Consider the following 14,285-nt stretch of genomic DNA (forward strand, 5'->3'; position numbering starts at 1 on the left):
TAATAAAAAGTAATTTGAATTTTATTTATTTAGACCAATATCATCAAGTCTAAATAAATATAAGGAGGCAATTGTGGGCTCTGTATTTGATATTTTTAAAATTGGTATTGGTCCATCAAGTTCGCATACGGTTGGACCAATGCGGGCTGGTAAGCTCTTTGTTGATCAATTGATTGCACAAAATTTGATGCCATCAGTAACAGCAATTGTGGCTGATGTTTATGGTTCGCTTTCATTAACGGGTAAAGGGCACCAAACAGATGTCGCTATTATTATGGGGCTATCAGGTGAAACGCCAGATGCAGTTGCCATTGATCATATTCCTAGTTTTATTTATAACGTAAGTAAAACAGGTCGATTGCCTATCTATAATGGTAAATATGAAGTTGCTTTTCCTTTAGCAACAAGTATGAATTTTTATTCTAAATTTTTACCATTACATGAAAATGGTATGACTTTATCTGCTTATCAAGGTGATAAACTTGTTTTACAACAGACTTATTACTCAATTGGTGGCGGAAAAATTGTTCTTGAAGAGGAATTTGGACAAGAAGATAGTTCTGGTTTTGAAATGCCATTCCCTTTTTCTAGTGCAGAAAAGTTATTAGAGTATTGTACAGAGAACGCTTTATCAATCTCTAGTATTATGATGAAAAACGAATTAACGATGCATAGCTATGATGAAATAGAATCCTATTTTACTCGTGTTGGTAAAACAATGGAGGACTGTATTAAGCGAGGTATGAATACTGAAGGCTTATTACCAGGCCCATTAAAAGTACCACGTCGAGCGCTCTCTTTATATCGTCAGCTTGCTACCTCATCTGAAAAAATAATTTCAGATCCAATGATTGTTATCGATTGGGTTAATATGTTTGCATTAGCTGTAAGTGAAGAGAATGCAGCTGGCGGTCGCGTAGTTACCGCACCAACTAACGGTGCATGTGGTATTATTCCCGGAATCTTAGCTTATTATAATAAGTTTGTGACACCCGTTACTCCGGATATCTATATTCGCTTTTTCTTAACTTGTGGTGCAATTGGACAGCTTTATCAAATGAATGCATCCATTTCAGGGGCTGAAGTTGGTTGTCAAGGTGAGGTCGGTGTTGCTTGTTCGATGGCTGCGGCAGGACTTGCAGAACTACTTGGTGGTAATGCACAACAAGTATGTATGGCGGCAGAGATCGCGATGGAGCACAACTTAGGTCTAACGTGTGATCCCGTCGGTGGTCAGGTACAAGTCCCTTGTATTGAGCGTAATGCGATTGCGGCAGTAAAAGCGATTAATGCAGCGCGTATGGCATTAAGACGTACAACAGTTGCTCGCGTTTCTCTTGATAAGGTAATTGAGACGATGTATGAAACAGGTAAAGACATGAATTCTAAATATCGCGAAACTTCTCGTGGTGGATTAGCAATTACGGTTAAATGTGAATAAATCGTTTTATTACGGAGTATCATAATTGATATTCCGTAATATCACCTATTCTGCCTATTTTTACATCTATAGGTAAGCCGTTTTTCTAGTATTTCCAGTGCATGTTATGTAAATTAGATACAATAAAATCGTCCCCAGCTATCTCTTCTTTAGTTTGGCTCTCTTTCTCTTTAAGTTTTCGTTTACGCTGTTGAACATTTTTTTGCGAGGCAATCTTTAACTCATTGTGAGCCAGTAGATTTCTGAGTTGATCTAATTCATCTAAGCCTCGTAACACTGAAATTAGGGTTAGCAGCGTGATTGATTCTCCGAGTTCAATGCGTTTAATGGTTGCAATTCCTAAATTTGAGCGTTCTGCTAACTCAATTTGCGACAAATTCTTCTCAATTCTCGCTATTTTTATACGGCGACAGAGCATTGCAATCATGTCTGCATTTTCATTCATAAATCATCATGCCTTTATCTGTGTTAATTTAACTTATATTGCCATATTTTAACTTAATTAGCGTGGAATGGGCATTTTTTATTAATTCTAAAAATAATAATTACATTAATTTAACTAAGTGACTGACAGCATCGGTGAAATAAATAACATCGTTCTTTGTCGTAAGATTATTGCAATCCGATGACAAATTGATGGTACAATTAGTGATAATTTAATTATTAATATGTATGTTATGTCTGAACCAAAATTTATCCATTTACATGTGCATAGTGATTTCTCAATGATTGATGGTGTGGCTAAAACCGATGTTTTAGTCAAGCAAGCTGCATCAATGAATATGCCAGCTATTGCGATAACTGATTTTACTAATTTATGTGGATTAGTCCGATTTTATGGTGGTGCTTTTTCCAAAGGTGTTAAGCCGATAATTGGTGCAGATCTTAAAATTCGCAATATTGAAATCGATGATTTTTACGATATTACTGTGCTTGCTGCTAATAATGAAGGGTATCAAAATTTAACGTTATTAATCTCTAAAGCCTATCAACGAGGTTATATTGGTGATGGCCCTGTTGTTGATAAAGAGTGGTTAATTGAACATCGTTCAGGTTTGATCCTACTGCTTAGTTATAAAAGTGATATCGGTATTGGCGTCATACGTAATAATTCCACTCTTGTAGAGCAAGCCATTGCTTTCTATCAAACCCATTTTGCCTCACATTGGTATTTAGAGTTAATTCGTACTGGACGCGAAAATGAGGATCTATTTATTAATCAAGCCGTCATTTTAGCGCAGCAATATGATTTACCCGTTGTTGCTAGTAATGATGTTAAATTTATTCATAGTAGTGATTTTGAAGCCCATGAAATTCGAGTTGCGATCCATGATGGCGATATCCTTGATGATCCGAAAAGACCTAAAAAATTCTCACCTCAACAGTATTTTCGCAGCGAGGATGAGATGTGTGAGTTATTTTCAGATATCCCAGAAGCACTGGCAAATAGTGTTGAAATTGCTAAACGTTGTAATGTATCGATTCGTCTAGGTGAATATTTCTTACCTCAGTTCCCAACCGGTGAAATGTCCACAGAGGACTATTTGGTTCATAAAGCAAAAATTGGTCTTGAAGAGCGGTTAGAATTTTTATTCCCAGATCCGGAGGTTCGAAAGAAACGTCGTCCTGAGTATGATGAACGTTTAGATATTGAACTTGGCGTGATTAATCAGATGGGATTCCCTGGATACTTTTTGATCGTAATGGAGTTTATTCAATGGTCAAAAGATAATGGTGTTCCGGTCGGACCTGGCCGCGGATCTGGTGCAGGTTCACTGGTTGCTTATGCTTTAAAAATTACTGATTTGGATCCTTTAGAGTTTGATCTACTTTTTGAACGATTCTTAAATCCAGAACGTGTATCCATGCCCGATTTTGATGTCGACTTTTGTATGGATAAGCGAGATCTGGTTATTGACCACGTAGCAGAAATGTATGGTCGAGACGCTGTATCACAGATCATCACGTTTGGAACCATGGCCGCGAAAGCAGTTATTCGCGATGTTGGACGTGTTTTAGGACACCCATATGGCTTTGTGGATCGAATATCTAAACTGATTCCACCCGATCCTGGTATGACCTTAGCCAAAGCATTTGAAGTCGAACCCCAGTTACAAGAACTGTATGATAATAATGAAGATGTTAAAGGGCTAATTGATATTGCACGACAATTAGAAGGGGTTACACGTAATGCTGGAAAACATGCCGGTGGGGTGGTTATTTCTCCAACTAAAATTACTGATTTTTCACCGATCTACTGTGATTCTGAAGGTCACCATCCAGTTACTCAGTTTGATAAAAATGATGTTGAATATGCAGGATTAGTTAAGTTTGACTTTTTAGGTCTACGTACCTTAACGATCATTGATTGGGCATTAGAGATGATTAATGCCAGAATGAAACGAGAAGGTCAGCCTACTGTCGATATCAACCGTATTCCTCTCGATGATTCTTTATCATTCGAATTGCTATTAAAAGCAGAGACAACTGCGGTATTCCAGTTAGAGTCCCGAGGTATGAAAGACCTTATTCGTCGTTTAAAACCAGACTGTTTTGAAGATATGATCGCTTTGGTAGCACTGTTTCGTCCAGGGCCATTACAATCGGGTATGGTGGATAACTTTATTGACCGAAAACATGGACGAGAAGAGGTGTCATATCCTGATAGTCAATATCAACATGAATCATTAAAACCAATTTTAGAACCAACATACGGTATCATTTTATATCAAGAACAAGTTATGCAGATTGCTCAAACATTAGCAGGATATACCTTAGGTGGTGCTGATTTGCTACGGCGAGCAATGGGTAAAAAGAAACCTGAGGAGATGGCTAAGCAGCGCTCGGTATTTAAAGAGGGGGCTGAAAATAGTGGTGTAAATGGTGAACTTTCCATGAAAATTTTTGACTTAGTGGAAAAATTTGCCGGTTATGGTTTTAATAAATCTCACTCAGCCGCTTATGCGTTAGTGTCTTATCAAACATTATGGTTAAAGACTCATTTTCCTGCTGAATTTATGGCCGCAGTAATGACTGCTGATATGGATAACACCGATAAAATTGTCGGTTTAGTTGATGAATGTTTGCGCATGGGTATTAAGGTTAATCCACCTGATATCAACAGCGGACTATATCATTTTCATGTTAATGAAAAAAATGAAATTGTTTATGGTATTGGTGCGATTAAAGGTGTGGGAGAGGGACCGATAGAAGCGATTGTTGAGGCGCGTAATAGTCAGGGTAAAAATGGCTTTTTCAAAAATATTTTTGAACTTTGTGCGAAAACAGATATCAAAAAGCTTAATCGTCGCGTGCTTGAAAAATTGACAATGGCAGGGGCTTTTGACAAGTTAGGGCCACATCGTGCTGCAATTTTACACAGTATTAATGATGCGATACAAGCCGCAGATCAACACACTAAAGCACGAGATATCGGACAAGAGGATATGTTTGGTGTTTTGGCACAAGAGCCAGAACAAGTAGAATACGCTTATGGCAATGTTCCTGAATTACCCGAACAAGTTATACTAGAAGGTGAACGTGAAGCTCTTGGTTTATATTTAACCGGCCACCCTGTTACCCAATATTTAAAAGAGTTAAATCGATATACTAATGGAACACGCATCAGCGAGGCGAACCCAACTGGTTGGGGTAAAATGGCGACATTTGCAGGATTAGTCATTGGTGCACGTATTCGATTAACGAAGAAAGGAAACCGCATTGGCTTGTTTACGCTGGATGATCGCTCGGGCCGTATCGAAGTAATCGCCTTTGGTGAAACTCTTGATAAATTTGAGCATTTACTGGTGCCTGATAAGATATTGATTGTCTCCGGACAAGTCAGCGTTGATGACTTTAATGGTGGCTTTAAAATGTCCGCTCGCGATATTATTGATTTAAGCGAGGCGAGAGAAAAATATGTTAAAGGATTGAGTGTTTCGTTGGAAGAGACTGAGATCAATCGGCAATTTCTACAACAATTGCAAAAAACATTTGAGCCTTATCGTAATGGTGCAGTGCCCGTTCATATCTATTACCAAACGAGTAAGGCGAGGACGCGCATTGAATTTGGTACTACTTGGCGAATAACACCGAATGATGAATTATTGATTAATCTAAAAACGATGTTGGGTAATGAGCGAATTGAGTTGGAATTTAATTAGTTACAGATAAAATAGGAAATTTGTAGCGATTTATCTTCAATACATAGTAAAATTAATTCATTGATATATAAAATATCGTTATAATGATAATAGTCGATTTTTCAAATTAACTCGCTATGAGTTATTAAACAAAATATAATGATTGATTAATCTCGCTGTTGTTGGCGAGATCACAAGAGGCAACCATTGGATAGTTATGAATAATTTCTTAGATTTTGAGGTACCTATTGCTGAGTTAGAGGCAAAGATTAACTCACTAAAAAATATGGACTCGCAAGAAGTTCAACTTGATATTAATCTTGATGAAGAGATTAAGCAGTTAAATAAAAAAAGCAAAGAATTGACTAAAAAAATATTTGCAAATTTGACCCCATGGCAAGTTGCACAGTTAGCTCGTCATCCAAATCGTCCTTATACGCTAGATTACATCAAAGAGATTTTTACTGATTTTGATGAGTTGCACGGTGATCGTGCTTATGCTGATGATAAAGCGATTATTGGTGGTATGGCTCGTATTGATGATCGCCCTGTAATGGTTATTGGTCATCAAAAAGGTCGTGAAACAAAATCTAAAATTTATCGAAACTTTGGTATGCCTGCACCAGAAGGTTATCGTAAAGCTTTACGTTTAATGGAGCTGGCAGAGCGTTTCCGTTTACCTATTATTACTTTTATTGATACTCCGGGCGCTTATCCTGGAATTGGTGCAGAAGAGCGTGGCCAAGCAGAAGCTATTGCCCGTAATTTACGTGAAATGTCACGTTTAAATGTACCAATTATTTGTACTGTTGTTGGTGAAGGTGGATCTGGTGGAGCACTTGCGCTTGGCGTAGGCGATAAGGTTAACATGTTACAATACAGTACTTATTCTGTTATCTCTCCAGAGGGTTGTGCCTCTATTTTATGGAAAAGTGCAGATAAGGCATCATTAGCTGCTGAAGCAATGAATATGACTTCAGATAAACTTTTAAAACTCAATTTAATTGATTCTATTGTACCTGAGCCATTAGGTGGTGCACATCGAGATTACACAGCAATCTCCGCTTCATTGAAAAAACAGCTCATTGGTGACCTTGATGAGTTAGGAGCATTAGATAGCTCTGTATTATTAGAACGTCGCTTCCAACGTCTGATGAACTATGGATATGTGAGATAATTTTAGGTATTAATAATGGCAAAGGCAACGGGTTTACGTCGGGTAATTAATGCCGGAAAATATTCAGTACAGGGACTAAAATCAGCATTTTTGAATGAAACAGCATTTAGACAAGAGTGTTTTTTGTTACTTGCTGCGTATATTATTGTTATGCTGATCGACTTCTCTATCTACGAACGGATTCTGCTTGTCGGATCCGTTGGTTTTGTGATGATCGTTGAATTACTTAATAGCGCGATTGAGTGTGTTGTGGATAGAATTAGTCTGGAAAGACATGAGCTCTCTGGTCGCGCAAAAGATTACGGTTCTGCAGCTGTTTTTTTATCAGTTCTGCTCGCTGTTATTTTGTGGATTTATTTATTTGCTTGTCATTTTTTTCCAGATACATAACGGTTTTCACAATCAAGCGTTACAACAAAGCCATCTTTATTAGCAAAAGTAACGCTGATTTTATGTAATTCAGCAATTTTTTTAACAATTGATAGTCCTAATCCACTTCCTTTCTCTTTTTGCCCTGCTGGTCGATAAAAACGTTCACCGAGACGACGTAGTATTTCACTGTCTACACCTTTACCATTGTCAGCAAAAATGATGCGGTTTTGTTGAATTGTAATCGTGATCTGTTTATTTTCTGCAATATAGCGAATCGCATTGTTAATAATATTGCGGACCATAATTGATAATAGTAATTGTTGCCCGATAATTGTTTCATCACTATTTTGTGGCGTTATTGTAATTTGAATATGCTTTTGTTCTGCTAATGGTTTTAACTCTTCGGCCACATTAGTAATAATATCTAGCCAACGAACTTGTTTAAGTTCATCTTTAATTTCTAAAGAATCAAGACGCGATAAGGTTAATAGTTGATCAACTAGGTGTGATGTCCGATCAATACCGATTAGTAAATTATTAAGTGCTCGATTACGGCTCTCTTCATCATCATTTGATAATTGGGCAACTTCTGTCTGCACTCGTAGTGCTGCTAGTGGCGTTCTTAATTCATGAGCAGCATCAGAAATAAACTGTCTTTCATGTGTTATCATCGACGAAATCCGGCCAAATAATTTATTTAATGCTAATACAAAGGGGCTGATCTCTTTGGGAATACCCTCGATATTAATGGTACTGGCTTCATCGGGTTTCCGATTAGCTATCTTATTGGCTAATATCTTAATTGGTGAAAAACTACGACCAATTAAAAATACCACAAATACAATAACGATAACGAAGGTAATTAACCAAGGAATCAACTGTTTATAAACTAAATCGGCTAAAATATCTTGTTGATAATCGAGTTTTTGCCCAACAGCAATAACCGAGCGATTATCATTACTGAGTAGCCATAAGATACGCCATTTATCCTGTTCATTGACCATTGCGCGATGATTTTTAGATGAGAAAAAACCACCATAAAAATAGAGATTTTTACCTTCTTCTCCATCATTCATCAACATTTCACCTTTACGGTTAAAAATGGCAAAAGCGAGCGCATCATCATCAAATTGTAATGACTCAAGTTCATCTTCATCGATTTCAGGGATTTTTTTAGGTCCCATAGGTTTTGGCATCATATTGCCATGAAAGCTTAATGCAGCTAGCCGTTTGGCAAATAGTAATTGTTGGCTATCAAAAACTTGATTTAATGAGTTTTTAAGTTCGAAATAAGAGATGCTAGTTGTGATTAAACAAGCCAATAGCAAGATACCGCTAATAAACATGGTGAGTCTTAAACGTAGGCTTGGTGATTTCATTAATTAGACTCCGCTTCCTTACTTAGGGCATAACCTGCACCATAAACTGTTTTTATGACATGATTTCCTAGTTTTTTACGCAGGTTATGAATATAGACATCAACAGTATTACTCGCGACATCATCGGACCAGCTGTATAACTTCTCTTGTATCAGCTCACGAGAGAGTACTTTATTGGCATTGAGTAGAAAGAGTTCCAATAAACGAGTCTCTTTGGCCGTTAATACAATTAACTGATTGGCTTTTTTAACCTCTTGTGTTTCTGGATTATAGCTAATATCACCAAATGTTAATTCAGCCACTACTTTTTGATGGCTACGGCGAATCAATGCTTGCAGGCGAGCTGATAATTCTGATAGTGCAAAGGGTTTACACACATAATCATCTGCGCCTGATTGTAATCCAGTAACGCGTTGTTCAATTGCATCGCGTGCAGTTAAAATTAATACCGGTGTTGTTAGACCCGCTTGTCGCCAATTTTTTAGAATAGTTAGACCATCTTTTTTAGGTAGGGTTAAGTCTAAAATAACTGCATCATAAGGTGCCATCGATAATGCATTTTCGCCTTCTTGACCGTCAGTAAACCAGTCGAGGGTAAAACCCATTTTTTTTAAGCCAATGTGGATACCATCACCAATTAAGGTATCATCTTCTATTAATAAGATTCTCATAATTATGCCCTTATGATGATTTTAGTTTTACGACATTATATGTGATAAATATTAATGAAATATTAAACATTCAGCGATGATGAGCTTATTACACCACAAAATAAATATTTCATTGTTCAATATAGGTCTTTTTTATACTATAATCATAGGTTACAGCAATTTTATAACGAAACTATTGGTCATGATTGTTCTGTTAGAGCGTATGGTGATCAATGTCTAGACGTTTCGTCTCCCATTTACGAGACTTCCAGCGCCATGCATTAACTAATCCGCGAATCCACTCATCACAAGCAAAGCCAATCCAAATACCGAGTAAGCCCATTTCCATAACAATACCGAGGAAATAACCGATCGGTATTGCAACACCCCACATAAAAATGATCGCGGTATAAAGTGGGAATTTGGCATCACCAGTTGCACGTAGTGCATTGACCATAATAATATTTTGTGTACGACCGGGTTCAAGTAAGATCGATAATAAGAAAATAGGTAAAATGGTATTTACGACATCAAAATTATCGGTGAACGAGGTCACAAGTGGTTTTCTGACTAAAAAGAATGTAATTACCACAATTGCTGTAACAATAATACCTAATTTTAAGCTTTTGAATGTGCGTTTATAAGCATCATCAAATCGTTTGGCTCCGACTAGATGACCTACCATTATTTCATTACCAACACCGATCGCGATAGCAAATAACATCATAAAATAGGATATTTGAAAAAAGATAGCTTGAGCGGCTAAGGCTGTTTCACCCATCAATCCAATAAAAGCTGTCATGACTAGAACTTGCCCTGACCATGATAAGTTTTCACCCGCTGACGGCAGTCCGATTTTAAAGATCTGCTTCAGGATATTTTTATTCCAATGGAAAAATAGCGAGAGCTCAGTTTTGATTCGTAATCCATAAAATAATAAGCAAAATAGTAATGTGACACCAATAACTCGGCCTATAACTGTTGACCATGCAACACCTTCCAGCCCCATTTGTGGAAAGCCCCAGAAACCGTATAACACAATAATATTACCAATGACGGTAATGACATTCATAATTAGGGAAACATACATTGCGACTTGTGAACGGCCAAAAACTCGTAGACAAGATGCCATAATGATAGCAATCGCTTCAAAAATTAAACAGATTCCGAGAATATGAAAGTAGTTATAGCTCATATCCAAAATTGCTGCTGGAGTGTTCATCCAAATTAGTACTTGATAGCCCATTGCGGATATAAAAACATAACATAACAAACCAAGGACGAGATTGAATGATATTGAGAGGTGGATCGCTCTGCGTGCAAATTCTCGGTTACCCGCACCTAAGTATTGGGCAACAACCACGCTACAACCAATCCCAATAAAATTAAAAATAGGGATAAAGATATCAAAAAATTGGTTACCGACCGTTGTGGCTGCGACCATTAACATTGACACATGGCTTATCATATAGGTATTGATAAAAAGTGTAGCCAGGTGTAAAAAAATATCGATAAAAATCGGCCAACTTAGCGAAAAAAGTGATTGGTCGATCACAGAACGATCTTGTTTCATAAAATCCTACTTAACTATTTGCTTATTAATAACTTACGGGGCAATTATACTGAATTTTATTTGAGATGCTATTGATTATTTATTAAACATGCAAAAACTACAGGGAAATTGCTCTGTTTATACTCATTATTGATAAACAGAGCAAGTAGAAGGGGATTAAGCTAATACTTTTACAACTGACTCACAGAGTAGTGACATATTATCTAGCGTCATACCAGCAACATTAATTCGTCCCGAGTTAACCATATAAATACCGTACTCATTACGTAAAGTTAATACCTGAGTTTCGTTTAAGCCACTAAAGGAAAACATACCATTTTGTTTGGTAATAAAGCTAAAGTCTTGGTTTGTGCCTTTTTCCTGTAATGTTTTAACAAATAGCTGGCGCATCCGATGAATACGCTCACGCATTATTGTTAATTCATCAATCCACTCTTCTTTTCGCTCATTATTACCTAAGATATGAGTAACAATATTAGCACCATGAGAGGGCGGATTAGAGTAATTTGCTCTAATAATGGTTTTAACTTGGCTAAATGCCCTATTTGCAATATCTTCAGTTTGAGCCATAACAGTTAATGCACCAACACGTTCATTATATAGGCCGAAATTTTTAGAATAAGAACTGGCAATTAATAGTTCGGGTTGAGTTTGTGCAAATAAACGTATGCCGAAAACATCATCATCAAGGCTTTTACCAAATCCTTGATAGGCTAAATCAAACACCGGTAGCCAGCCGTTTTTTAATGCTAAATCAGCAATAATTTTCCACTGTTCTGGTGTCGGATCAATACCCGTGGGATTATGACAACAACCGTGAAGTAATACGGCTTCTCCGGCACTAATACGACTAAGATCTTCAATTAATGCATCAAAATCAAGATCGTGAGTTTGTTCATTGTAATAACGATATTCTCTAACTTCTAATCCAGCGGTTTGAAACACACTATGATGATTTGGCCAAGTGGGTTGACTCACCCAGATACGACGAACTTTAGTACGTCTCGCAAGAAAGTCTCCTGCAATTCTTAATGCACCAGTACCACCAGGTGCTTGAGCTGTTTTTACACGACCATTATTAATTAATGGGTTATCTTCACCAAGAATCAATTTTTGTGTAGCTATGTTGAATGCAGCAAGACCTTCAATTGGTAAGTAAGACTTCGTTCGTTCATTCTCTAATAAAAATGTTTCTGCTCTTTTTACACAGGCTAAAATTGGTGTTTGCATGTGCTCATCTTTATAAATTCCAACACTGAGATTAATTTTATTATTACGTTCATCGGTATTGTAAATTTCAGCTAAGCCTAGAATTGGGTCAGCGGCGGCTGCCGTTAGATTTTCAAACATCAGATCACCTGTTTTTTCCATTGATGTTGCCATTATACGCTTGATAAAAGCTATTGGGCAATAGGTTTTAGGTCAGCGAGGAACGAGTCAAGATTATCAGCTAAAACTTCTGTTTCATTTTCAATAAGTTTTTCAAGAATAATTGTTCCTGTTAAATTATCAATCGCGATTAACTGGGTTGGATCATCTGTAGTAGCAATAAAAATCGATGGTCGACGTTTTAGTTTTTTTTGCATGCTTAGATGAGCAATGATATTTTGTTCCAAGCGTGAAAAATCCTCTTCACTCCAAACTTGGATTAATGATAACGAGAGTCCATTGAATGAAGCTGCCATATCACCGGCATATTGCGTCCCGTAAAAAAGGTGTGCATCTGGTGTAATCGTCAAATTGATTACTTCTTCAACGATATTTAATGAATGGTTATTGGTTAATACCGGTAGCCAAAATACCTCTAAATCTTTTGTACTCGTGATACAAGGCGATGAAATGCCGTATAAATCAGCACTTTTTGGATTATGACCAACGTTTTTTTGCCACTCATAAATATAGTGCTGAGTAAAAGTAAGTAGTGAATTAGAAGAGGCGTAACTCATATAATTATTTACCAAATGATGACTGAAAAAGGATAACTGTATCGCTAATGATAACGTCATTTATTGAAACCTTATCTGAATTATCTGTTTAAAAGTGTAAAGACAACCCAGAAATAGCACAATAATTAGATACTTAATAAGAATATTGTATAGAATAGTGATGATAATAACCAGCGATGTTGAAATAAAGAGAGGTTTATGTGATTACTCAGATTAGTCCATTAGGATCAATGGATTTACTCGCTCAGATTGAAGTTAATATGCTGAAGCGTTCAGCGAATAGCGAATTATATCAACTATTCAGAAATTGTTCTCTCGCAACGCTTAATGCGGGTAGTAAAACCGATAACACTAAAGAGCTGCTCGATCGATTTTTATCTTATGATATCAATATTGCTACTAATGAGCGGGGAATTAAACTTGAATTAATTAATCCACCGCAAAGCGCATTTGTCGATAATAAGATTATTCGTTCAATCCAAGCGAATTTATTTGCTGTTTTAAGAGATATTCTTTTTGTTAACAGCCAAGCGGCTTTAATTAAAGGAATACTTACGCCGACAACTGGAAAAGAGCATGACTCTTTTTATATTACCAATCTGGTTTTTGCTATTTTACGTAATGCAAATGCATTACATGTTGGTGAAGATCCTAATCTGATTGTTTGTTGGGGTGGTCATTCCATTAATGAAACAGAATACTATTATGCTCGACAAGTTGGTATGCAATTAGGATTACGTGAACTTAATATTTGTACGGGATGTGGGCCCGGTATTATGGAGGCACCAATGAAAGGTGCCGCGGTTGGTCATGCTCAGCAACGTTATAAAGATAGCCGTTTTATTGGTATGACTGAGCCTTCTATTATTGCAGCAGAGCCACCTAACGCTTTAGTAAACGAGTTGATCATTATGCCAGATATTGAAAAACGCCTTGAAGCCTTTGTTCGTATGTCTCACGGTATTATTATCTTTCCTGGTGGACCTGGAACCGCTGAAGAGTTCCTCTATATTCTGGGCATATTATTAGATCCTGTAAATAAAAAACAATCATTACCGCTAATTTTAACTGGCCCGAAAGAGTGTGCTGACTATTTTGATGCAATTGATAATTTTATCTTAAGCACGTTAGGCGAAGAGGCCACAAAACTGTATCAAATTGTTATTGATAACCCAGAAGAAGTCGCTCGGATTATGAAAAATGGCGTTAAACAAGTAAAAGCTTCTCGCTTAACGAGCGGTGATGCTTATGGCTTTAACTGGACATTAAAAATAGCAGAAGATTTGCAACATCCTTTTGAGCCAACGCATGAAAATATGGCTGGGCTTAATTTACATAGTGATCAACCTGTTGAAAATCTTGCAGCGGATCTCCGCCGAGCCTTCTCTGGTATTGTCGCCGGTAATGTAAAAGAATCAGGTATGAAGCTCATTCAACAATATGGTCCTTATAAGCTACAAGGTGATCCACAAATAATGCAGCAATTAGACCTATTATTGCGTAGTTTTGTCGAGCAACATCGCATGAAATTACCTGGTGGTACGGCGTATGAGCCGTGTTATGAGATTTGCTATTAATTTTATTGATATAGATATTAACTATACG

11 protein-coding genes are annotated in these 14,285 nt (G+C 37.0%); 5 read left to right on the plus strand and 6 right to left on the minus strand.

Features of this window, described 5'->3' with window-relative positions:
• Window positions 1–73 precede the first annotated feature (73 nt).
• Window positions 74–1,441, plus strand: a complete 1,368-nt coding sequence (locus RHO11_09300; GenBank protein ID WVD60688.1) for an L-serine ammonia-lyase — start codon at window positions 74–76, stop codon at window positions 1,439–1,441.
• Window positions 1,442–1,526: 85 nt separating this feature from the next.
• On the opposite strand, the gene RHO11_09305 is transcribed toward RHO11_09300, so the two are convergent.
• The gene (locus tag RHO11_09305) at window positions 1,527–1,886 is read right to left on the minus strand and encodes a helix-turn-helix transcriptional regulator (protein WVD60689.1); all 360 of its coding nucleotides are present in this window, start codon (window positions 1,884–1,886) and stop codon (window positions 1,527–1,529) included.
• 232 nt (window positions 1,887–2,118) lie between these two features.
• Here RHO11_09305 and dnaE point away from each other — a divergent pair, with 232 nt between their 5' ends.
• The 3 genes from dnaE (at window position 2,119) to RHO11_09320 (ending at window position 7,150) form a co-directional block, all read left to right on the plus strand.
• Window positions 2,119–5,604: a DNA polymerase III subunit alpha gene (gene dnaE, locus RHO11_09310; protein ID WVD60690.1), complete on the plus strand. Its 3,486-nt coding sequence runs from the start codon at window positions 2,119–2,121 to the stop codon at window positions 5,602–5,604.
• Between the two features lie 196 nt (window positions 5,605–5,800).
• A complete protein-coding gene (gene accA / locus RHO11_09315; GenBank protein WVD60691.1) occupies window positions 5,801–6,760 on the plus strand; it encodes an acetyl-CoA carboxylase carboxyl transferase subunit alpha in 960 nt (319 codons plus the stop codon).
• A gap of 15 nt (window positions 6,761–6,775) precedes the next feature.
• Window positions 6,776–7,150, plus strand: a complete 375-nt coding sequence (locus RHO11_09320) for a diacylglycerol kinase (protein ID WVD60692.1) — start codon at window positions 6,776–6,778, stop codon at window positions 7,148–7,150.
• On the opposite strand, the gene qseC is transcribed toward RHO11_09320, so the two are convergent.
• The 5 genes from qseC to syd form a co-directional block, all read right to left on the minus strand.
• Window positions 7,129–8,511, minus strand: coding sequence for a quorum sensing histidine kinase QseC (qseC, locus tag RHO11_09325; protein ID WVD60693.1), 1,383 nt, complete (start codon window positions 8,509–8,511; stop codon window positions 7,129–7,131). The two genes, RHO11_09320 and qseC, sit on opposite strands and share 22 nt — an antisense overlap.
• Window positions 8,511–9,182 (minus strand): response regulator, encoded by a 672-nt coding sequence (locus RHO11_09330; protein WVD60694.1) that lies wholly within the window; start codon window positions 9,180–9,182, stop codon window positions 8,511–8,513. Before RHO11_09330 ends, qseC begins: the two co-directional genes overlap by 1 nt.
• A gap of 193 nt (window positions 9,183–9,375) precedes the next feature.
• Entirely contained in the window at window positions 9,376–10,734 is a 1,359-nt protein-coding gene (locus RHO11_09335; GenBank protein WVD60695.1) for an MATE family efflux transporter, read from the minus strand.
• Between the two features lie 156 nt (window positions 10,735–10,890).
• Window positions 10,891–12,117, minus strand: a complete 1,227-nt coding sequence (locus RHO11_09340) for an amino acid aminotransferase (GenBank protein WVD60696.1) — start codon at window positions 12,115–12,117, stop codon at window positions 10,891–10,893.
• 17 nt (window positions 12,118–12,134) lie between these two features.
• Window positions 12,135–12,740 carry a SecY-interacting protein gene (syd, locus tag RHO11_09345; protein WVD60697.1) on the minus strand — a complete coding sequence of 202 codons (606 nt, stop codon included), beginning with the start codon at window positions 12,738–12,740 and terminating at the stop codon, window positions 12,135–12,137.
• 140 nt (window positions 12,741–12,880) lie between these two features.
• Here syd and ppnN point away from each other — a divergent pair, with 140 nt between their 5' ends.
• On the plus strand, window positions 12,881–14,257 hold the full coding sequence (gene ppnN / locus RHO11_09350) for a nucleotide 5'-monophosphate nucleosidase PpnN (protein WVD60698.1): 1,377 nt from the start codon (window positions 12,881–12,883) through the stop codon (window positions 14,255–14,257).
• The last annotated feature ends 28 nt before the right edge of the window (window positions 14,258–14,285 follow it).

Source organism: Orbaceae bacterium BiB (genome assembly GCA_036251205.1).
Taxonomy (GTDB): Bacteria; Pseudomonadota; Gammaproteobacteria; order Enterobacterales; family Orbaceae; genus Orbus; species Orbus mooreae.

What these genes read in the sequence shown, in the direction of transcription:
- accA (WVD60691.1), top strand. Translation starts at nt 5,801, where the DNA reads ATGAATAATTTCTTAGATTTTGAGGTACCTATTGCTGAGTTAGAGGCA.
- RHO11_09330 (WVD60694.1), bottom strand. Translation starts at nt 9,182, where the DNA reads ATGAGAATCTTATTAATAGAAGATGATACCTTAATTGGTGATGGTATC.
- RHO11_09335 (WVD60695.1), bottom strand. Translation starts at nt 10,734, where the DNA reads ATGAAACAAGATCGTTCTGTGATCGACCAATCACTTTTTTCGCTAAGT.
- RHO11_09320 (WVD60692.1), top strand. Translation starts at nt 6,776, where the DNA reads ATGGCAAAGGCAACGGGTTTACGTCGGGTAATTAATGCCGGAAAATAT.
- syd (WVD60697.1), bottom strand. Translation starts at nt 12,740, where the DNA reads ATGACGTTATCATTAGCGATACAGTTATCCTTTTTCAGTCATCATTTG.
- RHO11_09340 (WVD60696.1), bottom strand. Translation starts at nt 12,117, where the DNA reads ATGGCAACATCAATGGAAAAAACAGGTGATCTGATGTTTGAAAATCTA.
- dnaE (WVD60690.1), top strand. Translation starts at nt 2,119, where the DNA reads ATGTCTGAACCAAAATTTATCCATTTACATGTGCATAGTGATTTCTCA.
- RHO11_09305 (WVD60689.1), bottom strand. Translation starts at nt 1,886, where the DNA reads ATGAATGAAAATGCAGACATGATTGCAATGCTCTGTCGCCGTATAAAA.
- qseC (WVD60693.1), bottom strand. Translation starts at nt 8,511, where the DNA reads ATGAAATCACCAAGCCTACGTTTAAGACTCACCATGTTTATTAGCGGT.